The following is a 25,730-nucleotide window of genomic DNA, read 5'->3' as shown; positions in this document are numbered from 1 at the left end:
TGCGGTCCGGCAGCCTTGGGGCCGGGACCAGTAAGTCCGCTTGTGGTCAGTTAAGAACGACAGAGGCCGATCTCGACCCACATCAGCCATGCGGCAACATCCGGTTTCGCACAAGGCTAAGCCATGAGGGCAATGTCTTCAAAACGACGTGGTTGCATTATCGCTGTCCAGTAGGCCAAGCATGCTCGCATTCGAAACGCCAGTCGAATACGCTCAGCGAAGCTTTGAGCTAGGGAGGCAGGACAACCGCACATGGAGCGAAGGCTTACCGCGATCCTTGCTGCCGACGTGGTCGGCTACAGCACGCTCATGGGCGAGGATGAGGTCGGCACGCTCGAACGACTGAAGGGTTGCCGTCGAGAACTGGTCGACCCCGCGATCAAGGAATTCCACGGTCGGATTATCAAGCTCATGGGAGACGGGGCGCTGGTCGAATTCGCCAGCGTCGTTGATGCCGTCCAATGCGCTGCCGCGATTCAGCGCCGGATGGCTGTCCGAGACCCGGGCACCTCCGATCCCCGCCACATCCGGTTTCGCATCGGCGTCAATCTCGGTGATGTCATCGTAGAGGAAAATGACATCTACGGCGATGGCGTCAACATCGCCGCGCGCCTCGAGGCTATGGCCGAGCCGGGGGGTGTATGTATCTCCGGAACCGCATTTGATCATGCCGTTCACAAGGTTGATGTCGGCTTTGCCAGTCTTGGCGAGCAGCGCCTCAAGAACATCGCCGATCCGGTTCGCGCCTATCGATTGCTGCTGGATCCCGCAGCATCGGGAAAGGTCACGGCCGCGCCACACCGGCCGAGCTCGCGCGTCATCATCCTGGCAGGCGCCGCCGCCTTGGCGATCGCCGCGATTGCCGGCATTTTCGCATGGCAGAAGTTCTCAGTGCCATCGCGGCCATCGGTTGCCGTGCTGCCGTTTGCAAACCTCGGCGGCGATCCAGGCCAGGACTATTTCGCTGACGGCATCACCGAGGATCTGATCACCGACCTCACCAAGCTGTCCGGTCTGGACGTCATCGCGCGCAACTCGGTGTTCGCCTACAAGAACAAGCCTGCAGCGCTGGCGGACGTCGCGCGCGACCTTGGCGTCCGCTTCGTTGTCGAGGGGAGCGTCCGCCGCACCGGCGAGCAGATCCGCCTCAATGCCCAGCTCATCGATACGGCAACGGGCGACAATCTGTGGGCCAACCGGTTCGACCGTGGCATGGCCGGCGTGTTTGCCGTCCAGCACGAGATGAGCGGCGAGATCGCCAAGGCGCTTGGCATGCAACCTTCGGCAGCGGAAAGCGAACGCATGGCGCGGCCGCCGACCGAAAACCTCGAAGCCTACGACTTCTATCTTCGTGCCGAGCAGACAGCACGGACCGGTCGGCGCGACGGCCTGCGGGAGGCGCTCACGCTCTACGACAAGGCCGAGCAGCTCGACCCCGCTTTTGCGGAAGCCTTCGCGGCGGATGCAAGCACGACGGTGTATATCTGGCGTGAATCGTTCAATGACATCATGCAGAGCGCGCCAGCACGAAAGAGAGCATATGAGAAGGCGAGCCGAGCTTTGCAACTCGACCCTGACCTTTCGTCGCCCTATGCTATTCTTGGGATCATGCAGGTCGTGGATCGCCGCTACGAGGAAGCCATCGCTTCGGTCGAGCGAGCCGTCGCACTCGGCCCCGGCGATGCTGAGACGCAAATAGCCCTGGGATACGTGCAACTGTTCGCCGGCAGTCATGCTGAGGCTGCCGAAGCGGTCGAGACGGCGCTCAGGCTCGATCCCAACCTTTCACCTGTAAACCGGCAAATTGCCGGTCTGGTCTTTCTAATTCAAGGGAGCAACGACAGGGCGATCGAGGCCCTCGAACGCACCCGCGACGATGCGCCGTCAGTCGGAGATTTCACGATCACGCTTGGTGCCGCCTACGCCCGCGCCGGCCGCCTGCAGGATGCCAGGGCGGCAGTGGCCGAGGGGCTAGGTGCCATGTCCACGCCAGGTTTCGATTCATTGTCCGCATACCGACTCAACGGTGCCCAATATCGTAACCCGCAGGATTTGGCTCTCATCGTCGACGCGTTGCAGCAGGCGGGCTTGCCCGAATGGCCGTTCGGTTTCACCGGCGATGAGCACAACCGCTTGAAGGGCAAGGAGATCGCCTCGCTGGTGCTGGGCCATACTCTGCAGGGTCAGCTTGAGCCCGGTCTCCAACCAGCCTTCCTCCAGATCGGGAGCGACGGCAAGGCAGCCTTCCGCTCCACGACGCGGCTGGTCACCGAGACCGTCCGTGTCGATGGCGACTTATTGTGCGAGCTGAGCGAGAATATGTTCGGGCGCCCCGACTGTGGACCCGTCTATAAACGCCGCGACGATGGAGGCGGCGGCTATTCCTTCGTCAACTCAAGCAAGGTGTTTCACTTTACGGTTGTTCAGTAGAAGCACACGCGCGTCATAACGGACGCACACACTCGCGTCCGATGCGGGACTAGAATAGGCTGCGCGAAGCCGCTTGATCGACCAAGGAGGGCGCAGGCAGGTATGGAGCGAAGGCTTACCGCGATCCTTGCTGCCGACGTGGTCGGCTACAGCACGCTCATGTGCGAGGATGAGGTCGGCACGCTCGAACGACTGAAGGGTTGCCGTCGAGAACTGGTCGACCCCGCGATCAAGGAATTCCACGGTCGGATTATCAAGCTCATGGGAGACGGGGCGCTGGTCGAATTCGCCAGCGTCGTTGATGCCGTCCAATGCGCTGCCGCGATTCAGCGCCGGATGGCTGTCCGAGACCCGGGCACCTCCGATCCCCGCCACATCCGGTTTCGCATCGGCGTCAATCTCGGTGATGTCATCGTAGAGGAAAATGACATCTACGGCGATGGCGTCAACATCGCCGCGCGCCTCGAGGCTATGGCCGAGCCGGGGGGTGTATGTATCTCCGGAACCGCATTTGATCATGCCGTTCACAAGGTTGATGTCGGCTTTGCCAGTCTTGGCGAGCAGCGCCTCAAGAACATCGCCGATCCGGTTCGCGCCTATCGATTGCTGCTGGATCCCGCAGCATCGGGAAAGGTCACGGCCGCGCCACACCGGCCGAGCTCGCGCGTCATCATCCTGGCAGGCGCCGCCGCCTTGGCGATCGCCGCGATTGCCGGCATTTTCGCATGGCAGAAGTTCTCAGTGCCATCGCGGCCATCGGTTGCCGTGCTGCCGTTTGCAAACCTCGGCGGCGATCCAGGCCAGGACTATTTCGCTGACGGCATCACCGAGGATCTGATCACCGACCTCACCAAGCTGTCCGGTCTGGACGTCATCGCGCGCAACTCGGTGTTCGCCTACAAGAACAAGCCTGCAGCGCTGGCGGACGTCGCGCGCGACCTTGGCGTCCGCTTCGTTGTCGAGGGGAGCGTCCGCCGCACCGGCGAGCAGATCCGCCTCAATGCCCAGCTCATCGATACGGCAACGGGCGACAATCTGTGGGCCAACCGGTTCGACCGTGGCATGGCCGGCGTGTTTGCCGTCCAGCACGAGATGAGCGGCGAGATCGCCAAGGCGCTTGGCATGCAACCTTCGGCAGCGGAAAGCGAGCGCATGGCGCGGCCGCCGACGAGCAATCTCGAGGCCTATGATTACTATCTACAAGCCGAGACGGCGTCACGCAGCGTCCTGCAGGCCGGCCTGCGGGAGGCGCTCACGCTCTACGACAAGGCGGAGGAGCTTGACCCCGCCTTTGCCGAAGCCTTCGCGGCCGACGCGCGCACCACAATCTATATCTGGCGGGAGGCCTTCAACGACGTCATCCAGAGCGCGCCAGCACGAAAGAGAGCATATGAGAAGGCGAGCCGAGCTTTGGAACTCGACCCTGACCTTTCGTCGCCCTATGCAATTCTTGGGATCATGCAGGTCGTGAATCGCCGCTACGAAGATGCGATTGCCTCTGCCAAGAAGGCTGTTTCAATCGGTCCGGGCGATGCAGAGGCGCAAGCAGCCCTTGGATATGTTCAGTTATACGCCGGCAATCATGCCGAGGCAGCCACTGCGGTCGAGACGGCGCTCAGGCTCGACCCCGACCTCTCAGCGATCAACCGGGAAACTGCTGGGCTGGTTTTTCTGCTCCAGGGCAATGTCGAGAAAGCGATCGAGACTCTCGAGCACACACGCGACGATGCGTCCACGGTTGGCAACTTTCGGTTTACGCTCGCTGCGGCGTATGTCCGCGGCGGCCGCCTACCGAATGCGAAAGCCGCAATCGCCGAGGGGCTCCGCCTCGTAGCAGGGTCCAGCTACGTGGACTCTTTGGCTGGGTGGGAGATGACTCATGCACATTTTCGGAATCCGCAGGATCTGGCGATACTCGTCGCCGCACTGCGCCAGGCGGGCCTCCCCCAATGGCGCTTCGGCTTTACCCCGGCCGAACAGGACCAGTTACAGGGTGCCGAGATCGCGTCCCTCGTCATTGGCCATACACTGCAAGGCCAGATCGAACCCGGTCTCCAACCAGCCTTCCTTCAGATCGGAAGCGACGGCAAGGCGGCCTTCCGCTCTACGACGCGGCTAGTCACCGAGACCGTCTACGTCGATGGCGATCTGTTGTGCGAGCAGAGCGAGAACCTGTTCGGTCGCCCCGACTGTGGTCCCGTCTACAGACGCAACGACGCAGCCGGCAAAAGCTACTCCTATGCCAATACAAGCAAGGTGTTTCACTTCACCGTGGTTCGGTAGACGCACACGCGCGTCTCAATGATAGTGATCGAGTTCCAAATTGGCCGCGACCTTCGGCCAGTTGGCATCGGCTTTCGGGATATTTTCAGCTGCATGCGCGGCGAAATCATCCGCATTGTCGACGTCGTAGATCAGGTAGAGCTTGCCGTCGATAATCTTGAATGCCTCAGGATCGACATTGACCGTGACCCCCCCGCCCACGACTTCGCCGGCGCAGTACCCGCCATATTGAGGAGCGTACCTGACCGGTTCGCTCATGAACATTTCCTGGTGTTTCTTGCTGGCGAAATGCCAAGGTGTCCCCAGCCATTCATAAGTGAACTCTTCGGAGCCCTTCACGGCCTTGCCGTCAGTGAAGTAAGCGACCGTGTCGTAGCCCATGATCGCCACACCACCAAAATAGCCGGTGTTTACCGAATCGTCGGCACATGCCGATCCCGCGCCGGCGACCACAGCTACCGCGACCAGGGCAGCCGTCCCCAAACTCCGAACCAGTCGTAGCTTGATCATCGTGCTCATCTGTATCCTCCGTTAATCGTGGATCTCGGCGCACTTCGCCGCGTTCGCCTCGCCAAGAATTTTGGCTTGGCAGGTAGCACCATGGCGTTTGAAAAGTCGTATGATATCCGTGTTGCCCTTCCAGAATGCGCGCGTTATCGGCATGTAGCCATGCCCCTCGGCATGGTTCACATTGGCACCTTTCGCAATGAGGAACTCGGCCAGTTCAATGTGGTTTTCCTCGCCGGCCACCAGCAACGGCGTAGCACCCGCCTTGTTGGCGGCATCGTCGAGCACCGCGCCTTTTTCCAGCAGCAGCTTGGCGATCGGCAGGCTGCCCGAGAAGGCCGCCGCATGAAGCGGGGTAAAGCCGCCCGAGTTACGCGCCATGATGTCGGCACCCTTGGCCAGCAAGAAGTCGGCGATTTCCGGCTGGTTATCGAGCGCTGCAGCGATGAGCAGCGTTGCCTGGTCGCGCGCCCGGCTGTCGACGTCGGCACCGCCTGCCAGGGCTTGCTCCACGGCAACCTTGTCGCCGGCGGCGATGGAGTCGAACAACTGCTCACCTGCGGCTGCTGTTGTAGCCGCCAAAACCAGCATTCCAAGTGCCAGCAATCCGCGCATTGTGCAAGGTAGCATATTAGCTTGTGGTCATACAAGCTGTCCTGGGCACATCAGGTGGATCCAAGGCGGACGGCGCGGCCAGACATAGCGAACGCGGCCCAGGGCGGGAAGGCGTTAGTGCTACTGGCTTCGTCAGTACGGCACCAATCCAGGCTGAATTTTGAAGAGCGTCGATTACCGAGGCGCCGAGCGGCGTCGAGCGTAACCGCCTGTTGCTCCGTTGGGATAGCCGGTAAGCGCAAAGGTGGCCGTTGGCGGAAGTGTCCGCTTTCGGATGCAACTATGGCTTGCTCAATGACCGACATGGGGCGCAAAGCTGCCATTCGTAACCGGCGTACACATAGGAAGTGCATAGGACATTTCAGGAAAAGGCCCATTCCGCATCGGACGGCGTGAACAACCCCTGCCGCAGTCGGCTGTGAAGTTCATTCCACGACGGGTCTGTCACGAAGCCTTTCATGCTTCCACAAGCCTCGGCGAAGGAAATGTCGCCCAGGCGGTCGATAAGACCAATCAACCCACGGTTCCTGCCATTTAGGAATAGTTCGAGCGGATCATCGTCACACTCAATTACCCGATGTCCCCAGGCACCCGGTATGTCCTCGTTTGCGAGAGCCTGCCGAAGATCTTCATCCACACCTGCGGCCTTGAGCGCCCGGCAGACGACATAGCGCATCAGGGGGTAGTAGATCGGCTGATAGCTGCCTCCAAGCGCGCGCACGCCGGGCAGGATCGACAAAACCAGAAACATCAGCAGGAGATTCGGGACAAGGCTGCGGTTTGCCAGCCGCTCGAGAATGTCGGGGGCTGTGAAGCACGCCACCTTCATACCGGTCGCAGGATCGATGAGTTCGCCGGCGATCAGACGCAGCGGACGGCGTTTGCCATTTTCATAGAACCAGAAGAAATCAGTACCCCGAGCGAGCCAGCCACTCCACGGGCCAGACGCGAGTCCGTCGAGGCCGGCAAGGATGTTGGAAGCGAACTTCGGGTCTTCCAGCAGTCTCATGCGTAGCCAGGAATTTTCCTCCGACAGATGGTTGGCCACCAGGTCGGCAACATCCTCGTCGTCGATCTGCAGGAAGGCGAAGCGGCCTCCGAACATTTTTGGCCAAAGGATGAGATTGGCTGCCTTGATGGCGTGCGCGGGCCGCTCGAATTGCGTCTTCGGCAGAAGGCTACGAAGCAGCGTGAGCGCGTCTCCGCCAGTGCTTGGCTCCGTCGGTAACAACTCGAACCTGTAAGGTCCCGGCCCGGCTAGCAGGCTGTATCCGATCATCCGGCTTCGGCTCAGGCCAAAGACGTTGACCGGCTTGCCGTCAACGGTGATCCAGCCTGGTCCCTTGCGTGGCTTTTCGACGAGATTCACCGTCGAAACGGCGTAGGAAACGTAGGTCGAACAGCCATGCGCCGAGAGACCAAGGAGGCTGAAGATATGCGTATAATAGGCTTCCGGCTCCAGGAGGAGAAACAAATGAGGGCCTGTCTGCAACACGCGGCGCCTTTGGAAATCCCTGCAGATTTCCAAGGCGGTATCGGCAGACAACCCGTTTCGTGTCGCTGCCTTCCTGATGATGTCGAGTAGTTTGGTGAAGGCTCGGAGCCGGATTTCTGGCATGGGAACCGAAGCCGGCGCCGTAAACAGGCGAAACGCATAATCACGGATCGGCCGGGAATGGTATGGGCTCATCCAGGGGTAGAGTGCCGTCAGCGACCCCAGGACTGCCTGTTTCGCATCTACGCCTGCTGTTAGCTCTTCCACCTCACGTTTCACCTTTTTCTCGTGTCTGAATTACACCCACGCTCAAACACAAAATACTGACGAGGAGCGCCACGCCAAAGCTCAAGAAAATCGTCGAAGGAAATGCTCGATCTCCGACAGCGGCGGCAATGCCGAAGATGAGTAACCCGAGCACCACGGCCACACTATGCATAATGCCTTTGGCCCGGCCCAAAAGATAAATGGATACATGCGACTGCAATGTGACTTCAACGCTGACGCGTCCAAGATTGTATAGAAATCCGAGCGCGACAAAAAGGATCACTGTCCAGGGCGTGGGCAGAGATGCCAGCGCCATGAGTACCAGCGCCGTTAAGCCCAAAAGCATGAGATGCCGCACGTGGGTACTCATCGCTCTTTCAATCCGGAATAGAGAGACCGCACCGATCAGTGAGCCCGCCGACCATGCAGCCTCGAGGTAGCCGAAATCCGCGGCAGTACCCTTCTGCTCCTGGAAGACGAAGCTAGATCCCATGACGCTGACAAGCACCGCGCTTGTGTAGAGAAGCGCGTAGACGGCAATGAGACGACGCAGGCTCGGATCTAATTGTGCTGCCGAGATTTTGGCGAAGCGGACATCACGCGAAACCGGTTGCAGCCGCATCAAGGCTAGGCAGCCCGATGAAAACAAAAAGAAGGCAGCAATAACGGTGAATGGCAGGACTGGGGAGCGATCATGCAGCAAAGGCCCTGCAAGCAAAGCTGCGCCGAGATTGCCGACCTGCATGACGAAGAAGACGGCGGAATTCGAGGCTACAAGATCGCGGCCGTCAGCTATCACGGGGATCATTGATTGAGAGCTTGTAAGCGCGACACGGTCGCAAAACGAAAAGAGGGCCGCTGACAGGCAGATGATCAGAAACACGTCCATGTAGAGGAGCGCCCAAGCGGTAGCCAGCATAACGAGGAAGCGGCTGAGGTCTGCCGCAACGTTCAGGCATCGCCTGTCAAACCGATCCGCCGCTACGCCGGCCAGAGGGCTCGCGACGAATTCGGCAATGCTTGCGATCGCAAGGAACGTCGCCACGCCGGCGGTTCCGTACCCTCGCTCGACGAGAATCCAGGCGGATGCGATGTAGTAGCCGTTTCGGGCAACAGCCGCCGATAGCGTGCTGGCCAGGAATCCGAGGCAGGGATTGGACCGGCCGGCCCGTCCTTTGCCGTTACGAATTCGAGCCAGGTTTGACATAAGCGGCGTATCCGGCTGACCGCCGATGGATACCGTCTTCCGCCAAGCCTGCTTTACTGTGATGTTGGGGTTTTCCGATACTTGCTGAGAACCGACAAGCGGCGGGCTAGATTCTGCAGTTACGACGAAACTCCGTCGGGACCGCGCCGAATGCCCGCTTAAAGGCGGTCGTGAAATGGCTCGAGCTGCCGAAACCACATTCCATCGCGATTTCCGTCGCCGACAGACTGGTCGATCGCAGCATGTCCGCGGCCTGCTCCAGCCGTCGCTGCGCAATGAATGCGTGCGGCGTCATGCCTGTCGACTGCTTGAAGGCCCTCCAGAAATGGAACCGGCTAACCCCAATTTCTTTCGCCAGATCGGCGAGCGTAGGTCTGCCGTCCGACAACGTCTCGATCATGTCCACCGCCCGCTTGAGATCGAACGATGACAAACCGCCTTTTGCCGGCTCCTGATGGAAGCCGTTCAACCTCAACATTTGGCCGAGCAATTGCGTGGCGTGGCACTCCACCATCGTTGCGCTGATGGGGTCAGGCTGCTTGAGCTCCAAGGCAATCCTCTGCAACGCCAACTGTACAGTGCCGTCCCGAAACCCGATCGACGGCGGCAGCACTGCCGGGCGATGGCGAGCCGTTCCCGCAAACACATCGTCGGCGAACTCTTTTGCAATCGAGACTAGGAGGTAGGAAGCGGTCGCGTCCCCCTCGTCCCACCCATTCCAATCACTGCCGGCGGGCATGAAGATTATCGAACCGGCCCGGCGCGGCAAAAAGGCAATCCGGCGCCCATCCACGATGTCTTCTCCGCGGCACGCCGTGCCCTTCAGGTTCATCAGGAACAAATGGTTTGGCTGCAGGATTCTTGTTTCCTGGCGCTCAAGCCCGGTTCTTTTGACCACGTCCGCCCGCACGCTCCCCCAATTCTCATATTTGTGTGTAAGCGACTGGTGCCGGGAACGGCGATTCTGGGTCGGGTCGAGCGCAAGAGTATTCACGTATCCGCAGCCTCCTTACTGGCGAGCGGCCAGTCGGCGCATGATGTGGCGAACCATGGGTTGCTGAACAACACGCAAATAACTCTGGATTGGTAGAAGATGTGACTTTAGCGAAAAAATGGCAAACGAGTGAAAGCCGCCTGTATCCGGCAGGCCTACCAGTTGGCTCAGCCAATACTTGAGCCCGGTGAAATATTAGACCCCACTTATCTTGGTGGAATTTCCCCCATCGACGTATCGGCATCTCACCAATGGAACGGTGCTGGAGGCATACTGCGATGCGTGGACTCGACGACTTTCTGGCTGAGTGCGACCACGGCCCACGGATCAACGGACTGGCAGGCTTTTTCGCGGCGACCGCCGCTGGCAAGAGCGGGATGCCAATCCGCAAGCCCGTCGCCGACGCCCGGCTTCTGCCGAGCGATGAACTGCTGCGCGGCCTGGTCAGCCTGCATGCGGCACGACAAGGCTTTTTTGACCAGCATTATCACGGCAGCATTCCCTACAGATTGGAGGAGGAGTGCCGGACGGCCTACGCAATGCTGAAATACGCACGGGATCGTGGTGGTCCGCATTCGCTATACAGCCTTGGAACAGCGGAAGGCACGATGGCGAGGACACTGTCCGAACTGTCGGAGGGACAGATACGCACACTGTCGTGCAGCCCGAACGCGGAGAATTATAATTGCTTCATGGCTTATGGCGAACCGCCGCACGCTGACTTCTTCGTCGGCCCCTTTCATCATTTGACAAAGGACGTCCTGCGTTCAGATCCGCGACTGGCAAATTTTGCCCACGGGTTCGACATCATTCTCGAAGATACGACCTTTCAGATGTACTCGCCCAACAGAGCAAGCCAGATCGAATTCGTGACCCAGCACCTCAAGCAGGACGGAATCTTCGTCTTCGTCGAAAAGTTCCGGGCAACCGAGGAGCCGGACTACAGGCGTCGCGAATACCAGAAGGATTTTGGGTTCAAGGCGCGCTATTTTCCCCCAGATGAAATCGAGAAGAAGCAAACCCTCGTTCTGGATACGATGTTCGGCAATGAGGTGACTTTGGCACAGATGGCCGACGCCATACGCCAGCATTTCAGCTACTGCTCACTGACGTGGAACAGCGGAAATTTCTGTAGCCTCGCGGCGAGCAATAGCGAGGAAAACCTAAACCGGTACCTTTCTCAGATGGTCACTCCGGCCATTCCGCACGAGTACGTCTACGAAACGAGCTTGTGTCCGCCCCTGCCCGTTAGCGTCGCCGCCGCGCAGGAATAGGCTCCTGGGCCTTGGGACAGGTCGACAACACGCTACGCCGTTTGGACTATGTCTTCGCAGCTGTCGATCATGGTAGCCTCAGGCAGGCCGCAAGAGTCCTCAGAGTGAGGGAATCCTGTGTAAGCCGCAACATCGTTGCTCTCGAGCAGTTGCTGGACATGCAGTTGTTTGACCGCGACGTCCATGGCGTCCGGCTGACCGAGGCCGGCCGGGCCTGGGTCGATCTTGTCCGGGCCCATTATGAAGGCTTGCAGGATGCATTGGCTGGAGGTGGTCGCGCCGACCATGAACCCAAAACAATCAAGATAGGGTTGTGCGGCCAGATAGGCCGGGCGTTCGTGGCACGGCTTATCGATCGATTTCGCAGCTTACATCCGGACGTGAGCATCGCCTTCGAGGACGTTCCCCATGAACAATGTCTGGCGGCCATACGTCGCCGGCGCCTTGACATCGTCTTCACACACGGGCTTGAGAACGCCGCCTTATGCCGTAGCGAGATATTTGCGTACGAGCGCTTGTTCGTTCTCCTGCCCTGCAACCATCCGCTTGCTGAACAGCCTGTGGTCACATGGGCAGATCTTGCTGATACGTGTCTGCTGGTTTCAGGCGGATCCTCCCGGGATCTGCGTTTGCTGGAGCATATCGCTGCGAATGGTGGCCCCACTGTCCAGATATGTCGCGCCAGCGAAGCAACGGTCATCCTCAAGGTGCAACTCGGTCAAGGCGTGGCTCTGGCGGGCGAGGGTTTTGCCAGGACAGTCGCCATCGACGCGACGGTGTGGAAACCGATCAGTGGGCAGCACAGCGTCAGTTCGATCGAGGCAGTGTGGCTGGAATCGAACCCAAAGCGCGCGCTTTTGCGGCTGGTTGGGACCGCAAGAAACATGGTGGCAGCAACGCGGCCCAGGCCTACCCCTGTCAATGGAGGAAGTTCGGAACGCCGCGGCACGATTTCTGAAGTCACGCCATGACTCGGAGGCGCGACTGACCCGGTTCGACTTCGGTCGCCCGGCCCTTAGCCACCTTCCGAACGCTTTGCCTTGGCAAAGCCCCGATCCGTCGCAATGAACCGCTCCAACATCGCAACGATGAGGCGCGGCGCATCGGCGGGCCGTTGCCCCGCATCGCGGCCGAGGATCTCGGCATAAGTTTGCAGGTCACGGTGCAATGCCGCGGGTAGCTCCACCATGACCTTGACAGGTTTGTCGTCGGCGATCGGCCCCAGTTTCAGCTTGGCCATTTCAGCCTCCATAAGGTTCAAGCACGAGATCGCGCGTGACGATGACGCGCACCGGGTATCCCGGTCGGATGGTGAGTGTCGGCGCTATGTTGAGCTGCCGCTGCACGATCTGCTGGCCTGTCTGGCTGATGCTGTCCGAGGCGCCCTGGCGAAGAGCGCGCATGATGTCGCTCTCCTGTCCCGATGAGCCTGCCTGCGCGCCGATGCTCAGAACCGTGGAGAGCGCTGCAGCCTTGAAGAGCTCGCCCCAGTGATAGTCAACGCCGTCCTCGAGCCCAGCATAGCCTTCCGCGTCCGCGCCAGGCTCACGTTCCAGAATGATGGAGCGGCCGTTAGGAAAAATCAGCCTGGTCCAGGCCAGCAACACGCGACGCTGGCCGAAGCCGACACCATTGTCATACTGGCCGATGAGGCGCGTCCCCTGCGGAATGAGACGGACTTGTCCGGTGGGGCTGTCATAGACATTCTCCGTCACCTGCGCGGTAATCTGACCCGGCAGGTCGGAGCGAATGCCGGTCATGAGGGCGGCCGCGATGACAGCGCCCGCCTGCAGGACGTTTTTCGACGCCGGCGCCGCGACGCGATCAGGTGAGACGGTCCGCTTGTCCGCCGGCTGATCAAGGAACGCGCGCTGCCGGTCCTGCGCCGAGGGCGTCGCTGGTTGCGGCGCGAGGCCAAGGCTGGCGAGCTCGGTCTGTGGCATGGTGCCTGTCCCGCCTGTTCCAGGCTGAGCGGCAGTCGCGTCGCTTGCGGGCCGCGTTTGCGTGGACGCGAACAAGCGCGCCGTCCTCGCCGCTTCCAGTTCCTGCTCCCGGCGCTGCTCCTCCTGGTCCAGTCCAACGGGACCTGTTGATAGCGCGGGGCCGCCATTCTGCGCGGCGAGGATCGGGCGGCCGAGATCGCCGGGAAGCGGTGGGCCAAGCTTTGGGACGCCTGCATAGTCCTTTGGCAGGCCGGCGAGCCCATCGGGCGTCGAGCGATTGTCGGTTGAGTACAGCTCCTGACCTTGGCCTTGTTGACGGTTCTGCAGCGCGTAGATCAGCGCACCGCCGACAGCGAGGCTTGCGGTGAGCCCCAACGCGGCCAGCGCCTTGCGGGACAGACGCGTCACCCGCGGTTGCTCGGCGCGCAGCCGCATGGCCGCGGCCGGCTCGCCTGTCAGGGGCCGGGCGTCATCCTCGACCGACGCCTCCGGCCGGGCGTCATCCGCCGGCCCCCGGCCCTCTTCCTTCCCGGGATCCAATCTGTCGTTCATGATGACGACCCTCCCCTGTTTGTTCGGAGGGACGTCGCTTTCGGGGTCTCACCAGGGCCACGCATCCATGAAAATCGACTGCTCTTCACCCCATCGGTGCGGGAGATGCGGATGCGCTGCTGGTTCTTGCCGGCGCCGAAGCGCAACTCGGCGGCGGCAAACAGCCGGTCGACGATCATGTAGTTGCCGCGCACGCGATAGTTGACCAGCTCGGACGTGTCACCGTCCGGCCCGACGACGAAGAGTGGCGGCATCTCGCCCTGGCCGATGCCCCGCGGGAATTCGATGAACACCTGCTTACCATCGTCGAAGGCGCGCAACGGCCGCCACGGTGCGCGATCGCCAGTCACGTCGTAGCGGAAATTGACGCGAGAAAGATCGATGCCCGTCGAGACCGGCTGCACAGCTTCAGCCTCTTGGTTCTGACGCCGCAAAGCGATGAGTTGGTCCTGCGGATATTGCCAGGAAACCGATGCCATATAAGTCGACGGCGTCGAGCGCAGTTCCATGTGATAGGTCCGCCGATCGGTGTTGATGACGAGATTGGTGAGAAGGTCGGCGCGCGTCGGCTTGACGAGGATGTGGACCTGCTTGGCGCCGCCCGTACCGCTCTCGGTATCGCCGATGATCCAGCGCACGGTGTCGCCGGCGGCGACGGGACCGGAGCCGACGAGCTGCTCGCCGGGCTGCAGCGCGATGTCGGTGATCTGCCCCGGCGAGGCATAAACCTGATAGAGCGCGCCATCGACGAACGGATAGACCTGCATCGAGTTGATGAAGCCGTTGCGGACAGGCTGGACGCGCGCGGCCGCATTGGCCAGGTTCACGCGCGCGGCCGGATCGGTCGGTTCCGGGTCGGGCTTTGCGGCCTTGCCGACCGGCTTCAACTGGCCTGGAAGCGGCAGCGGCTTGGACAGCTCCACCACCTTGACGGGCGGGGGCGGATCGACCGCCTGCACGGCCGGGACCGGATCGTCATAGGAAATCTCCGGCGGCTTCTGCCTGGTGGCACAGCCCGCAAGCGCCGAGGTCAAAAGCAGAAGTGCTGGAAAGGCCATTTTGCGTAAGGCCGGCATTGCGCGAACGAGGAAAGCCGGACACCCCCGGGGGGCGGTGTTGCAGAGTGCGGGCATCATTGTCCAAGCTCCTTCGACCAGTTGATGGCGTTGATGTAGATGCCGAGCGGATTCTTCCTCAGCGTGTCGGCGTCGCGCGGGGGCTGCATGACAATGGTGAGAATGGCCGACCAGCGCTCCGTGGAAGCGAGTGATCCATCCTGATAGCGGCGTTCGATCCAGGCGATGCGGAAGCTCGCCGGCGATGCGCGGATGACCGACGACACGTCGACGGCGACCTGCTGTTTGCCGACCTTGGTGAACGGGTCATTGGCGCGCGCATAGTCGTTGAGGGCCAGCGCCCCGCTCTTCGTCGCGAAGTCATAGGCGCGCAGCCAGTTCTGCCGCACGATGACCGGATCGGCGGGGATCGACCTCACCTGTTCGATGAAGTGTGCCAGGTAGAAGGCAATCTGCGGATCGCTCGGCTGATAGTCGCCGATCGCGGGTCCCACGGCCTGCGCCTGGCCGAGACGATCGACCTGCACCACCCAAGGCACGATCGAGCCTTTCGCGGATTGCCAGATGAGCGCTGCGGAGAAGCCCGCGGCGAGCGCCAGGCAACCGAAAGCCATATACCGCCAGTTGCGCGCCTGCACGCGAGCGGAACCGATGCGCTCGTCCCAGACCTGCGCAGCACGCTGGTAGGGCGTCTCGGGTTGTGGGGATCTGCCGTAGTGCGTGGAGGGTCGTTTGAACATGCTTAGTCTCTTTCAGAGAGGTTGATCGAGGAGCCGCCGCCATGGCTGTCGCCACTGCGAACAGCGTGGGCGGCGGCCTGGACGCCATGGGACATCTGTTGCGAGCGCTTCATGCGCTTCGCCCAGGCAGGCTGACTTTCAGTGGCGGAGGACGCAACGGGAGCGGAGCTGGCTTCGGGCGCGTTCGCGCCGATTGTGCCAGCCGTGGAGGATCCGCCTGTCGTCTGGAAGGCAGCGCGAGCGCCGGACTGGAAGCTCTGCTTCATGCTGCCTGCCGCATTATTTGCCGCTCGCTTCAGCGGTGAGATGGCGCCCTGCGCGCCGGCGCTGATGACACCGCCGAGCCCGGATGCGACGCCGGAAAAGCCTGACTGTCCCGCCGCGCCGAGGCCGTAGGCTGTGGATGCCCTGCCCGCGGTGGCGGCACCGCCACGGGCCGCCGTTGCAGCACCGCTGCTGACAGCCACGCCTCCGGACACGATGGCGCCGCCGGCCGCTGTGCCCACTGCTGCCATGCCGCCGGCGGCGAGCCCGGTGCCGACCGCCGCACCCGCGCCGAGCTGCGGGCCGCCGGAGACGAGACCGTTGGCGATACCAGGTCCAAATATGCCAAGGCCGAGCAGCGACAGCGCGGCCAGCACGATCGCCATGGCGTCGTCGATCGACGGCGTGGTCCCGCCGAATCCGGAAGTGAACTCGGAGAAAAGGGTTGAGCCGATGCCGATGATGACGGCGAGCACGAGCACCTTGATGCCGGACGAGATGACGTTGCCAAGCACCCGCTCGGCCATGAACGCGGATTTGCCGAACAGACCGAAGGGTATCAGCACGAAACCGGCGAGCGTCGTCAGCTTGAACTCGATCAGGGTGACGAAGAGCTGGATCGCCAGGATGAAGAAGGCCAGCAGCACCAGCGCCCAGGCGAAGAACATGCAGGCGATCTGGATGAAGTTCTCGAAGAAGGACCAATAGCCCATCATGTTCGAGATCGAGTCCAGCAACGGCCGGCCGGCATCGAGCCCGGTCTGCGCCACCTTGCCCGGGCGCATGAGATCGTTGACGGTAAAACCCGTACCCGAGGCCTTCAGGCCAAGCCCGGCGAAGCTTTCGAAGACGATGCGGGCGAGATTGTTCCAGTTGGAAATGAGGTAGGCGAAGACGCCGACGAAGAGCGTCTTCTTGACGAGGCGCGCCATGACGTCGTCGTCGGCACCCCAGGACCAGAAGAGCGCCGCCAGCGTCACGTCGATGACGATCAGGGTTGTGGCGATGAAGCCCACCTCGCCGCCGAGCAGGCCGAAGCCGCTGTCGATGTAGCGTGTGAAGACTTCGAGGAAATGGTCGATGACGCCCATGCCGCCCATGTCAGCGCGCCTCCGGCCGAGGCGGCTCGACCTGCATCGCGGGAGCGGTCACATCCGTCCCCTCCCCTTCTTGCCGGTCGCCTGACGCGGGCACATTCGGAAACAGCGTTGTCGGCGCTACCGGCGCAGGCGCGGTTGCCGAGTCACGTTGACGGAGAAACCGGCGCCGGCTCTCTGCCCAGGCTTTCAGACAACCGGGATCGCGAGGACCGGCCTCGCCCATCCCGGAACAGCGGCGCAATTCGAACGCGAGCAGGTCTTGTGACGCGGTGGAACGGTCCCGTGTCCCAAGGGCGTCAGGCTCATCGTCCTTGCTGCTCATCTCGATCGCGGTCACTGTCAAAGCGACCGCGATGAAGACGACCGCACTGACACGAGCGAGGATCTTGCCATCCATCGCTCCGGCCTCAGTTCTTGCCATAGAACATCTGCGCACTGCCGGGTTGGTAGCCCGAGCCCTGCGTCAGGAAGCGGCGGCGCTGCTCCCGGCCCTGGTCGGCGGCGGTGGCCTGCTCGGCCGATTGCAACGCTTGCGCCCGACCATTCGCGGCGACGACAGCGGTGAGATCGGCAAGCTGCTGCGCCTGAAGCCCGAGGAGCTGGTTGCCGGCCTGTGTTGCCTGAAGCGCGCCCGTCGCACCCTGGCTTTGGCCGACCAGTGCCGACATCTCACTGCGATTGGTGTCAATGTTGCCGACGACGCCCGCCTGCACACGCATGGCATCCTGAAGGGCACCAACCGTGTTGCCCCAGCGCGAGCGCGCGTCGGCGACGAGTTGCTGATCCGAAGCCGATAGCGAGACGTTGCCGTATTTCTGCTGGAAGGCCTGATCGATCTGCCGCACGTCATAGGCAACGTTCTGCGCCTGACTGAGCAGTTGCTGCGTACGCTGCACGGACTGCTGAAGCTGTTCCAGCGAGGAGAACGGCAGGCTTGCGAGATTGCGCGCCTGGTTGATGAGCATCTGCGCCTGGTTCTGGAGCGAGGTGATCTGGTTGGTGATCTGTTCGAGCGAGCGCGCTGCCGTCAGGACGTTTTGCGAATAGTTCGAGGGATCGAAAACGATCAAGGCCTGTGCCGGTGTCGTCAGGAAAGGCGAGAGCGCGGCAGGAGCGACAAGCAGTGCGGCGGCGAACCGCATGCCAAGGGAACGGCGTTGTTTCATGGGGACTTCTCCTTGTTGGTGAGGGCGGGGCTGGTTAGGGCGGGGCTGGTTATGGCGGGAACGAGTTCAGCGGCCCAGCCGACGCCACGGTGGCTAAGCCAGGCTGCGAGGAATCCGTCGCGGCCGTGCTCGGCGAAGATGCGGGCGATCGCGGCCTGGTCGGTCTTCGAGGACACAGCGCAGAGCGCGAGCGCCACATCGGACAGACCGAGCTCGAACAGCCGGTTGCCGCGTCGGGACTGGCAGTAATAGTCGCGCTTTGGCATCGCCCGCGCGATGATCTCGATCTGCCGATCGTTGAGGCCGAATCGACGATAGATCGCCGTGATCTGCGGCTCGATTGCGCGCTCGTTTGGCAGCAGAAGCCGGGTCTGGCAGCTCTCGATGATCGCGGGCGCGATTGCCGAGCCGTCAATGTCGCTGAGCGACTGCGTGGCGAAGATGACGCTGGCGTTCTTCTTGCGCAGCGTCTTTAGCCATTCGCGGAGCTGGCCGGCAAAGCCCTCATCGTCCAGCACAAGCCAGCCTTCGTCGATGATGAGAAGGGTTGGCGAGCCATCGAGCCGGTCCTCGATGCGATGGAAGAGATAGGACAGGACGGCGGGCGCGGCACCTGTTCCGATCAGCCCCTCGGTTTCGAATGCCTGGACCGACGCCGATCCGATATGCTCGTGCTCGGCATCGAGCAGGCGGCCATAGGGACCTCCGACGCAATAGGGGCGCAATGCCTGCTTGAGATCGTTTGATTGCAGCAGCACGACCAGGCCGGTGATGGTGCGCTCCTCGACAGGCGCGGACGCCAGAGAACTCAACGCCGTCCAGATATGCTCCTTGATCTCAGGCGTGATCGTCACATTCTCACGCGTCAGGATCGCCACGATCCAGTCGGCGGCCCAGGCGCGCTCGGGGACATCGTGAATGCGCGCGAACGGCTGAAGACTGACGCTATCGGACGCTCCATCGCTGAGATCGCCGCCGAGATCATGCCAGTCGCCGCCCATGGCGAGTGCCGCCGCGCGGATCGAACCGCCGAAATCGAAGGCGAAAACCTGCGAGCCTTCATACCGGCGGAATTGCAGCGCCATCAGTGCCAAGAGCACGGACTTGCCCGCGCCGGTCGGGCCGACGATCAGCGTATGGCCGACGTCACCGACGTGAAGCGAAAGCCGGAACGGGGTCGAGCCTTCGGTCTTGCCGAAGAGCAGAGGGGGCGCCGCAAAATGCTCGTCCCGCACCGCGCCCGCCCACACCGCTGAAAGCGGTATGATGTGGGCGAGATTGAGCGTGGAGATGGGAGGCTGGCGGACGTTGGCGTAGACATGACCCGGCAGGCTGCCGAGCCAGGCGTCGACGGCATTGATGGTTTCGATGATCGCCGTGAAATCGCGGCCCTGGATGACCTTTTCGACCAGGCGCAGTTTTTCGTCGGCGATGCCAGGATCATCGTCCCAAACAGTCACCGTCGCGGTGACATAAGCCATGCCCGCATAGTCCGCGCCGAGCTCCTGGAGCGCCATGTCGGCATCAGCGGCCTTGTTTGCGGCGTCGGTGTCCACGAGGACGGACGCTTCGTTGGTCATCACTTCCTTGAGGATCGCGGCGACCGATTTGCGCTTGGCGAACCATTGACGCCGGATCTTTGTCAGCAGCCTGGTGGCATCGGTCTTGTCGAGCAGGATCGCGCGTGTCGACCAGCGATACGGGAAGGCCAGCCGGTTCAGTTCGTCGAGCAGACCCGGCGTGGTCGCGGTCGGGAACCCCGTGACCGTGAGAATGCGCAGATGCAACGCGCCAAGCCGCGGCTCAAGCCCGCCGGTCAGCGGCTGGTCGGCCAGCAGGACATCGAGATACATCGGCGTTTCGGGAACGCGGACACGGTGGCGATTGGTCGAGACGCAGCCATGCAGATAGGTCAGCGTCTCGGCGTCATCGAGCCAACGGCACTCCGGCATAAAGGCTTCGACAAGGCGCAGGACGCGGTCGCTGCGGTCAGTGAACCCGGTCAGCACCGCGTTGGGGTCGAGGCCCTTCTTCTCACGCCCTTCGTAGAGCCAGCTTTCGGCACGGGCGGTGTCTTCGGCGGGCGCAAGGTAGGTGAGCGTCAGAAAGTAGCTGGACTCGAAATGCGCGCCGGCCTCCTCGAAGCCCGCCTTTCGCTCCGCATCGACCAGCGTGGAGGCCGCATCCGGAAAGCTGCTGTCGGGATAGCGGGTCGAGGCATGGCGCTGCGCCTCCACGAAGATCGCCCAGCCGGTGCCAAGCCGGCGGAAGGCATTGTTGAGCCGGCCGGCGACGGCGACCAGTTCTGCCGGCACGGCGCTGTCGAGATCGGGGCCGCGAAAGCGCGCGGTGCGCTGGAAGCTGCCATCCTTGTTGAGGACGACGCCGGCGCCGACCAATGCCACCCAGGGCAGGAAGTCAGCGAGCCGGCTGCTGCGGTTGCGATATTCGGCAAGGTTCATCATCTGTGCGACCTCGCTTAGACCGTGAGATGCGCAGGGATGCGCAGATGCCGGCGAACAACATCGACGAAGAGCGGATCGCGCTTGGCGGCCCAGACGGCGGCAACATGGCCGATCGCCCAGATGGCGATACCGACGAGCCACAGACGCAGCCCCAGCCCCACGGCGCCCGCGAGCGTCCCGTTCATGATGGCGATGGCGCGCGGGGCGCCGCCGAGCAGGATCGGCTCGGTCAGCGCGCGGTGCACGAGGACCGTATAACCCGGTACTGTATAATCCGGCATTGGGCCGCCCTGTTCGACAGCGCCCACCATCAGACCAGCGCTCCGCCGCCGAACGAGAAGAACGACAGGAAGAAGCTCGACGCCGCGAAAGCGATGGACAGGCCGAACACGATCTGGATGAGCCGGCGGAAGCCGCCCGACGTGTCGCCGAAGGCGAGCGTCAGGCCGGTGACGATGATGATGATCACCGCCATGATCTTGGCGACCGGGCCTTCGATCGACTGGAGGATCTGTTGCAGCGGCTGTTCCCACGGCATCGACGAGCCGGAGGCATAAGCGGGCGCGGCCATCACCAGGAAGAGCGTGGCAACGGAAACAGTCATGGCAAGACGATGGCGCCCGAGGCGCAGGCGTTGGATCACGGATTTTCTCCTTCAGGGCTTTGGATGAGCAACGGCGGGCTCTCGTCGCCCTCGAGGACGGCTGGCGCGACCCGGTAATCTCCGTCCGGGCAAAGGCCTTCGACACGGGCGAGTTCGGACAACCGGCGCGCGGAACCGCGGCCGGAAAGGACGGCAACGAGGTCGATCGTCTCGGCGATCAGCGCGCGCGGGACGGTGACGACGGCTTCCTGGATAAGTTGCTCCAAGCGGCGGAGCGCGCCAATGGCGCTGCCCGCGTGGATCGTCCCGAGGCCGCCGGGGTGGCCAGTGCCCCAGGCCTTGAGCAGTTCGAGCGCCTCGGCCCCGCGCACTTCGCCGACCGGAATGCGGTCGGGGCGCAGGCGAAGCGATGAGCGAACAAGATCGGAGAGCGACGCGACGCCGTCTTTCGTGCGCATCGCCACGAGATTGGGCGCGGCGCATTGCAGCTCGCGCGTATCCTCGATGATGACGACGCGATCGAAGGTCTTGGCCACCTCGGCCAGCAGCGCGTTGATCAGCGTGGTCTTGCCCGTGGATGTGCCGCCTGCAACGAGGATGTTCGCGCGGTTGGCAACGCCCTGGCGCAGCGCGTCCACCTGCTGCGCCGACATGATTCCGGTCGCGACATAATCTTCGAGGGTGAAGATGGCGACGGCGGGCTTGCGGATCGCGAAGGCGGGCGCCGCGACGACGGGAGGAAGAAGCCCTTCGAACCGCTCCCCCGTCTCGGGCAGCTCGGCCGAGACACGTGGGGCGCCGGCATGGACTTCGGCACCGACATGATGAGCGACGAGGCGAACGATGCGCTCGCCGTCCGCTGCTGACAAACGCTCTCCTGTGTCGGACAACCCCTCGGACAGGCGGTCGATCCACAAACGTCCATCGGGATTAAGCATCACTTCGACGATGCCGGCGTCGTCGAGATAGCGCGCGATCGCAGGTCCGAGCGCTGTGCGCAGCATGCGTGCGCCGCGCGCCAGACCTTCTGAATTGTGAGGCGAAGCTGCCATCCTGTCCCCGTTTCGATCCGGGGGAACATGGACGGCCCCTGGACGGGGATGATTAAGAGAGCCGCATCTCGAGTGGTTTCAACACCTATATCGAGGCGTAGTGGCGTAGCGTGCAAATACAGGAGATTGGCGGTGCCGACCTGTGATCAAGGCCGGCGATCTTCAGGCAAGGGCGGCGCTCGCCGTCAATTGTGCGCTCGTCGGTAAAGCCGTCAGATCACGCGGCTTCAGCACGAGTTGACCGTCGAGGCTTGTGGCGAACCACCACGTCGACCTTGTAGTCGAGCCGGTCCAGACAGCGAACCAGCCTGTCTATTGAAAACTTACCCGTTCGCCCTGTGGCGATCGCGGAGACGTCGGGCTGTTTCATTCCGAGCAGTTCAGCCGACTTCGCCTGGGTCAGGCGCCGGCGCTTGATAATGGCGCGGATCTCGCGGGCCAGCTTGGCCTTGAGCAATTCCTCTTCGGGATTGTCAAAGCCGAGGTCCGCAAACACGTTGCCGCTGCTCACTTCGGCGGTGATGTCTTCCGTCATGACTTTGTTCCTTTCCCATAGTTTTCACGATAGTGCGCCTCGGCCGCCTTCAATCGTACTGTGACGAGATCGATTTCATGCTTGGGTGTCTCCCTGCCCCTCTTCGACTTCTTCTGGAAGCAATGAAGGACGTAGATCACGCCAGCGAAGCGGACGGTGTAGACGGCGCGGTAGGTATCTCCGTCGAAGTCGTCGACCACCTCGAGGATGCTGCGGCCCCCAAACCCTTTCAGGGCTTTGACAGCCGGGTGCTCCTCACCATTCTGGGCGTCGTTGATTGCGACACCCATCAACCGGCGAACATCGACCGGAAACTCGCGCAGGTCATCCTTCGACGATCCCATCCATACCGTGAGCTTTTGGTTTTTCATTCGCCCTTTGCCTTATAGCATACAGACTATAATTTTCAACGAAAAGATCCTGACACCGCCTAGCCACTGAAAATAACTGATTCGGCTCAGACGGCTGCTTTTTCTAGAAGCTCATAAAGGCGTGGTCCTTTATGCAATCACGGATCTTGAATTGCGGATTTCGCGCCCAACATGGTTCCCATATCAGCGACCCTGCCCTGCGGCTGTCTAGCTCTTGTCTGCCAAACCCGACAGGTTGGCAACGCGAGTTCCATGACAACATATCGTTACAATACTCTGATATGCTTGACATATCGATGCTTGCAAAATCTCGGTCCGCGAGTCCGTTCAGCGCGCGGGCGTGCCGGGCTGGTGTGTGTCCAGACCGCCATCGATGTCCTCGGAGATCTCCTGCCGAAGCTTTGGACCTCTCGCCAGGCGCCGGCCGAGCGCGGTGACGAAGGCATCATAGCGCTCGCCAGCCTTGGAGTGGGCTGCCTGTGCCGCGGGCTCGGGCAAGGCTGGTGTTGTCGCCAGCCAGAAGCGGACGAAAACAGCGAGCGTCTCCACGGCAATCGCGACATCGCGCTCCTGGCGCGTCATACGGCGGTCCAGCTGGTCAAGCCGCTTGGTGATCGCCGCCTCCTGCCGCTCGGCGGCATCGGGTGAGAGGAACGAGTCGATTGCCGCCTCCGCGACGAGCGACCGTGAAAAATCACGGCGCGCCGCATGTTCGGCCAGCCTGCTCATCACCTTCGGATCGAGATAGACGGACAGGCGTTGCTTGCGAGGTGGCTTTACCATGGGAGCCTCACATATCCACGCCGTCGCCGGGGTCGAGCGACGCCTGCCGCGCAACGCCTTGCATCAGGCGCGTCAGTCGACGGTTGCGGGCAACCTCGTCCTCCACGTCATCCAGGTGATCGATCTCGAATTCGTTCTCGGTCGAAGGCTTCACGACCTGCTCGACGCGACTGAGCTCGGGTTGCCGACGACGCTCGGAATCAGTTGTGTCGTCATCCGTGGCCAACGGCGCCGACATGGCTTCAGCAATCTGCGGACGAGAAGGCAGAGGTAGGTTCGTCCAGTCGTCCGGCCTCCCCTCCTCCGCCTCTGCCGCCGCCGTCAGCACAGGCGGCGGCAGGATACGTTCCCGGAAGCGAGCATCCTCATGATAGCGCGCCTTTTTGGCGCGGATCGGCGGCGCACCCGCGACCATGACGATCTCGTCGGTCACCGGCAGCTGCATGACTTCACCCGGCGTGAGCAGCGGGCGAGCCGTCTCGGAGCGGGAGACCATGAGATGACCGAGCCACGGAGACAGCCGGTGGCCGGCATAGTTCCTCATGGCCCTCATCTCGGTCGCTGTTCCCAGCGCGTCGGACACGCGCTTGGCGGTGCGCTCGTCATTGGTGGCAAAGCTTACCCGGACATGACAGTTGTCGAGGATCGAGTTGTTGGCGCCGTACGCCCTCTCGATCTGGTTGAGGGATTGAGCGATCAGGAAGCTTTTCAGCCCGTAGCCGGCCATGAAGGCGAGCGCCGATTCAAAAAAATCGAGGCGGCCAAGCGCCGGGAACTCGTCGAGCATCAGGAGCAGCCGGTGCCCTTTCGCCCTGACCTGCAGATCTTCAGTCAAGCGGCGGCCGATCTGATTGAGGATCAGGCGAATGAGCGGCTTGGTCCGATTGATGTCGGACGGCGGCACGACGAGGTAGAGTGTCGTCGGATGCTCGTCGTCGATAAGGTCGCTGATGCGCCAGTCGCAGCGGCGCGTGACCTCTGCCACGACAGGATCGCGATAGAGGCCAAGAAATGACATGGCGGTGGACAGCACGCCGGAGCGTTCGTTGTCTGATTTGTTCAAGAGCTCTCGCGCGGCGCTGGCGATGACCGGGTGCGGACCAGCCTGCCCCAGATGCGCGGTTTTCATCATCGCTGACAGCGTCGATTCGATCGGACGCTTCGGATCGGAAAGGAAACCGGCCACGCCGGCAAGCGTCTTGTCCGGCTCGGCGTAGAGGACATGCAAGATCGCGCCGACCAGCAGGGCGTGGCTGGTCTTCTCCCAATGGTTTCGCCTCTCGAGCGAGCCTTCGGGATCGACCAGGATGTCGGCGATGTTTTGAACGTCGCGGACTTCCCATTCGCCGCGACGCACCTCGAGCAGCGGGTTGTAGGATGAGGATTTGGGATTGGTGGGATCGAACAGCAGGACCCGCCCATGCATGGCGCGGAAGCCCGCGGTGAGTTGCCAGTTTTCGCCCTTGATATCGTGAACGACGGCGGAGCTCGGCCAGGTCAGCAGCGACGGGACGACCAGGCCGACACCCTTGCCCGAACGTGTGGGCGCAAAGCACAGCACATGCTCCGGTCCATCGTGGCGCAGATAGGCGCCGTCAAAGCGCCCAAGCACCACCCCATCGGAGCCGAGAAGGCCCGTTGCCTTGACCTCCTGCTTGTCGGCCCAGCGGGCGGAGCCGTAGGTCTCGACCTTCTTGGCCTCTCGAGCCCGCCAGACCGACATGCCGATGGCGACGGCGACGCAGGCGAAACCGCCGAAAGCCGCGATAAAGGCTCCCTCTACGAAGATCGACGGCGCGTAGGCATCGAAGCCATACCACCACCAGAAGAATGACGGCGGAAGGTAAAACGGAAAGCCCAGGATACGGAACCATGGCCTGCCGAGCTCGGGCTGGAAAGCCAGACGCCAGGCCACCCACTCCGTCGCGCCCCAGGTCGTGAAAATCACGATCGCGAAGACTGCGAGGATCTGGCCCCAGAGTATCTTGGTGGCGGACATAGAAGCGG

General features: G+C 62.2%; 24 protein-coding genes. 4 read left to right on the top strand and 20 right to left on the bottom strand.

All coding sequences use genetic code 11. The features are described 5' to 3' along the window. The first annotated feature begins 252 nt into the window (after positions 1 to 252). On the top strand, positions 253 to 2,430 hold the full coding sequence (locus tag NKJ77_RS07750) for an adenylate/guanylate cyclase domain-containing protein (RefSeq protein ID WP_286461259.1): 2,178 nt from the start codon (positions 253 to 255) through the stop codon (positions 2,428 to 2,430). Positions 2,431 to 2,532: 102 nt separating this feature from the next. Further along, positions 2,533 to 4,713: an adenylate/guanylate cyclase domain-containing protein gene (locus tag NKJ77_RS07745; RefSeq protein ID WP_352534765.1), complete on the top strand. Its 2,181-nt coding sequence runs from the start codon at positions 2,533 to 2,535 to the stop codon at positions 4,711 to 4,713. 15 nt (positions 4,714 to 4,728) lie between these two features. On the opposite strand, the gene NKJ77_RS07740 is transcribed toward NKJ77_RS07745, so the two are convergent. The 5 genes from NKJ77_RS07740 to NKJ77_RS07720 form a co-directional block, all read right to left on the bottom strand. After that, positions 4,729 to 5,232, bottom strand: coding sequence for a YHS domain-containing (seleno)protein (locus NKJ77_RS07740; RefSeq protein ID WP_352534763.1), 504 nt, complete (start codon positions 5,230 to 5,232; stop codon positions 4,729 to 4,731). Positions 5,233 to 5,244: 12 nt separating this feature from the next. After that, complete coding sequence (locus NKJ77_RS07735) at positions 5,245 to 5,835, bottom strand: ankyrin repeat domain-containing protein (protein ID WP_031198904.1); 591 nt, start codon at positions 5,833 to 5,835, stop codon at positions 5,245 to 5,247. Positions 5,836 to 6,196: 361 nt separating this feature from the next. Then, positions 6,197 to 7,609, bottom strand: coding sequence for a hypothetical protein (locus tag NKJ77_RS07730; RefSeq protein ID WP_352534761.1), 1,413 nt, complete (start codon positions 7,607 to 7,609; stop codon positions 6,197 to 6,199). Beyond that, positions 7,599 to 8,804 (bottom strand): MFS transporter, encoded by a 1,206-nt coding sequence (locus tag NKJ77_RS07725; protein WP_352534759.1) that lies wholly within the window; start codon positions 8,802 to 8,804, stop codon positions 7,599 to 7,601. The genes NKJ77_RS07730 and NKJ77_RS07725 overlap by 11 nt, the downstream gene beginning before the upstream one ends. A 106-nt stretch (positions 8,805 to 8,910) precedes the next feature. Next, on the bottom strand, positions 8,911 to 9,798 hold the full coding sequence (locus tag NKJ77_RS07720) for a helix-turn-helix transcriptional regulator (protein WP_352534757.1): 888 nt from the start codon (positions 9,796 to 9,798) through the stop codon (positions 8,911 to 8,913). A gap of 278 nt (positions 9,799 to 10,076) precedes the next feature. Between NKJ77_RS07720 and NKJ77_RS07715 the strand changes: the two genes are divergently transcribed. Further along, entirely contained in the window at positions 10,077 to 11,072 is a 996-nt protein-coding gene (locus NKJ77_RS07715; protein ID WP_352534755.1) for a class I SAM-dependent methyltransferase, read from the top strand. A gap of 11 nt (positions 11,073 to 11,083) precedes the next feature. Next, a complete protein-coding gene (locus NKJ77_RS07710; protein ID WP_023835361.1) occupies positions 11,084 to 12,043 on the top strand; it encodes a LysR family transcriptional regulator in 960 nt (319 codons plus the stop codon). Between the two features lie 44 nt (positions 12,044 to 12,087). On the opposite strand, the gene NKJ77_RS07705 is transcribed toward NKJ77_RS07710, so the two are convergent. The 15 genes from NKJ77_RS07705 to NKJ77_RS07635 form a co-directional block, all read right to left on the bottom strand. Next, positions 12,088 to 12,312, bottom strand: coding sequence for a DUF2274 domain-containing protein (locus NKJ77_RS07705; protein ID WP_031204816.1), 225 nt, complete (start codon positions 12,310 to 12,312; stop codon positions 12,088 to 12,090). A gap of 1 nt (position 12,313) precedes the next feature. Further along, complete coding sequence (locus tag NKJ77_RS07700) at positions 12,314 to 13,567, bottom strand: TraB/TrbI/VirB10 family type IV secretion system protein (RefSeq protein ID WP_023835363.1); 1,254 nt, start codon at positions 13,565 to 13,567, stop codon at positions 12,314 to 12,316. Next, positions 13,564 to 14,703 (bottom strand): P-type conjugative transfer protein TrbG, encoded by a 1,140-nt coding sequence (gene trbG, locus NKJ77_RS07695; protein ID WP_352534752.1) that lies wholly within the window; start codon positions 14,701 to 14,703, stop codon positions 13,564 to 13,566. Before trbG ends, NKJ77_RS07700 begins: the two co-directional genes overlap by 4 nt. Beyond that, positions 14,700 to 15,383 (bottom strand): conjugal transfer protein TrbF, encoded by a 684-nt coding sequence (gene trbF / locus NKJ77_RS07690; RefSeq protein WP_023731494.1) that lies wholly within the window; start codon positions 15,381 to 15,383, stop codon positions 14,700 to 14,702. The genes trbG and trbF overlap by 4 nt, the downstream gene beginning before the upstream one ends. Positions 15,384 to 15,385: 2 nt before the next feature. Then, positions 15,386 to 16,747 carry a P-type conjugative transfer protein TrbL gene (trbL, locus tag NKJ77_RS07685; protein ID WP_023835364.1) on the bottom strand — a complete coding sequence of 454 codons (1,362 nt, stop codon included), beginning with the start codon at positions 16,745 to 16,747 and terminating at the stop codon, positions 15,386 to 15,388. Position 16,748: 1 nt separating this feature from the next. Next, on the bottom strand, positions 16,749 to 17,144 hold the full coding sequence (gene trbK-alt, locus NKJ77_RS07680) for a putative entry exclusion protein TrbK-alt (RefSeq protein ID WP_352534749.1): 396 nt from the start codon (positions 17,142 to 17,144) through the stop codon (positions 16,749 to 16,751). 10 nt (positions 17,145 to 17,154) lie between these two features. Further along, positions 17,155 to 17,913: a P-type conjugative transfer protein TrbJ gene (gene trbJ / locus NKJ77_RS07675; protein ID WP_023835365.1), complete on the bottom strand. Its 759-nt coding sequence runs from the start codon at positions 17,911 to 17,913 to the stop codon at positions 17,155 to 17,157. After that, entirely contained in the window at positions 17,910 to 20,378 is a 2,469-nt protein-coding gene (trbE, locus tag NKJ77_RS07670; RefSeq protein ID WP_352534747.1) for a conjugal transfer protein TrbE, read from the bottom strand. The genes trbJ and trbE overlap by 4 nt, the downstream gene beginning before the upstream one ends. Positions 20,379 to 20,392: 14 nt before the next feature. Then, positions 20,393 to 20,659: a VirB3 family type IV secretion system protein gene (locus tag NKJ77_RS07665; protein ID WP_245261998.1), complete on the bottom strand. Its 267-nt coding sequence runs from the start codon at positions 20,657 to 20,659 to the stop codon at positions 20,393 to 20,395. A gap of 29 nt (positions 20,660 to 20,688) precedes the next feature. Next, positions 20,689 to 20,982: a TrbC/VirB2 family type IV secretion system protein gene (locus tag NKJ77_RS07660; RefSeq protein WP_023816724.1), complete on the bottom strand. Its 294-nt coding sequence runs from the start codon at positions 20,980 to 20,982 to the stop codon at positions 20,689 to 20,691. A 35-nt stretch (positions 20,983 to 21,017) separates the two neighbouring features. Continuing rightward, positions 21,018 to 22,034, bottom strand: coding sequence for a P-type conjugative transfer ATPase TrbB (gene trbB, locus NKJ77_RS07655; RefSeq protein ID WP_352460843.1), 1,017 nt, complete (start codon positions 22,032 to 22,034; stop codon positions 21,018 to 21,020). 217 nt (positions 22,035 to 22,251) lie between these two features. After that, positions 22,252 to 22,569 (bottom strand): helix-turn-helix domain-containing protein, encoded by a 318-nt coding sequence (locus tag NKJ77_RS07650; protein WP_006338687.1) that lies wholly within the window; start codon positions 22,567 to 22,569, stop codon positions 22,252 to 22,254. Further along, entirely contained in the window at positions 22,566 to 22,913 is a 348-nt protein-coding gene (locus NKJ77_RS07645) for a type II toxin-antitoxin system RelE/ParE family toxin (RefSeq protein WP_031203332.1), read from the bottom strand. Before NKJ77_RS07645 ends, NKJ77_RS07650 begins: the two co-directional genes overlap by 4 nt. A 354-nt stretch (positions 22,914 to 23,267) precedes the next feature. Continuing rightward, positions 23,268 to 23,723: a ribbon-helix-helix protein, CopG family gene (locus NKJ77_RS07640; RefSeq protein WP_023835370.1), complete on the bottom strand. Its 456-nt coding sequence runs from the start codon at positions 23,721 to 23,723 to the stop codon at positions 23,268 to 23,270. Between the two features lie 7 nt (positions 23,724 to 23,730). Continuing rightward, positions 23,731 to 25,722 carry a conjugal transfer protein TraG gene (locus NKJ77_RS07635; protein ID WP_023835371.1) on the bottom strand — a complete coding sequence of 664 codons (1,992 nt, stop codon included), beginning with the start codon at positions 25,720 to 25,722 and terminating at the stop codon, positions 23,731 to 23,733. Between the last annotated feature and the right edge of the window lie 8 nt (positions 25,723 to 25,730).

Source organism: Mesorhizobium sp. M0052 (assembly GCF_040323255.1).
Classification (GTDB): Bacteria; Pseudomonadota; Alphaproteobacteria; order Rhizobiales; family Rhizobiaceae; genus Mesorhizobium.
Note: the sequence above shows the minus strand (reverse complement) of the source record. Positions and strands in the feature narration are given on the sequence as shown.

Coding starts and splice junctions, on each gene's coding strand:
- NKJ77_RS07750 (WP_286461259.1), top strand. CDS start 253: ATGGAGCGAAGGCTTACCGCGATCCTTGCTGCCGACGTGGTCGGCTAC.
- NKJ77_RS07745 (WP_352534765.1), top strand. CDS start 2,533: ATGGAGCGAAGGCTTACCGCGATCCTTGCTGCCGACGTGGTCGGCTAC.
- NKJ77_RS07740 (WP_352534763.1), bottom strand. CDS start 5,232: ATGAGCACGATGATCAAGCTACGACTGGTTCGGAGTTTGGGGACGGCT.
- NKJ77_RS07735 (WP_031198904.1), bottom strand. CDS start 5,835: ATGCGCGGATTGCTGGCACTTGGAATGCTGGTTTTGGCGGCTACAACA.
- NKJ77_RS07725 (WP_352534759.1), bottom strand. CDS start 8,804: ATGTCAAACCTGGCTCGAATTCGTAACGGCAAAGGACGGGCCGGCCGG.
- NKJ77_RS07715 (WP_352534755.1), top strand. CDS start 10,077: ATGCGTGGACTCGACGACTTTCTGGCTGAGTGCGACCACGGCCCACGG.
- NKJ77_RS07705 (WP_031204816.1), bottom strand. CDS start 12,312: ATGGCCAAGCTGAAACTGGGGCCGATCGCCGACGACAAACCTGTCAAG.
- NKJ77_RS07700 (WP_023835363.1), bottom strand. CDS start 13,567: ATGAACGACAGATTGGATCCCGGGAAGGAAGAGGGCCGGGGGCCGGCG.
- trbG (WP_352534752.1), bottom strand. CDS start 14,703: ATGATGCCCGCACTCTGCAACACCGCCCCCCGGGGGTGTCCGGCTTTC.
- trbF (WP_023731494.1), bottom strand. CDS start 15,383: ATGTTCAAACGACCCTCCACGCACTACGGCAGATCCCCACAACCCGAG.
- trbL (WP_023835364.1), bottom strand. CDS start 16,747: ATGGGCGGCATGGGCGTCATCGACCATTTCCTCGAAGTCTTCACACGC.
- trbK-alt (WP_352534749.1), bottom strand. CDS start 17,144: ATGGATGGCAAGATCCTCGCTCGTGTCAGTGCGGTCGTCTTCATCGCG.
- trbJ (WP_023835365.1), bottom strand. CDS start 17,913: ATGAAACAACGCCGTTCCCTTGGCATGCGGTTCGCCGCCGCACTGCTT.
- trbE (WP_352534747.1), bottom strand. CDS start 20,378: ATGATGAACCTTGCCGAATATCGCAACCGCAGCAGCCGGCTCGCTGAC.
- NKJ77_RS07665 (WP_245261998.1), bottom strand. CDS start 20,659: ATGCCGGATTATACAGTACCGGGTTATACGGTCCTCGTGCACCGCGCG.
- NKJ77_RS07660 (WP_023816724.1), bottom strand. CDS start 20,982: ATGACTGTTTCCGTTGCCACGCTCTTCCTGGTGATGGCCGCGCCCGCT.
- trbB (WP_352460843.1), bottom strand. CDS start 22,034: ATGGCAGCTTCGCCTCACAATTCAGAAGGTCTGGCGCGCGGCGCACGC.
- NKJ77_RS07650 (WP_006338687.1), bottom strand. CDS start 22,569: ATGACGGAAGACATCACCGCCGAAGTGAGCAGCGGCAACGTGTTTGCG.
- NKJ77_RS07645 (WP_031203332.1), bottom strand. CDS start 22,913: ATGGGATCGTCGAAGGATGACCTGCGCGAGTTTCCGGTCGATGTTCGC.
- NKJ77_RS07640 (WP_023835370.1), bottom strand. CDS start 23,723: ATGGTAAAGCCACCTCGCAAGCAACGCCTGTCCGTCTATCTCGATCCG.
- NKJ77_RS07635 (WP_023835371.1), bottom strand. CDS start 25,722: ATGTCCGCCACCAAGATACTCTGGGGCCAGATCCTCGCAGTCTTCGCG.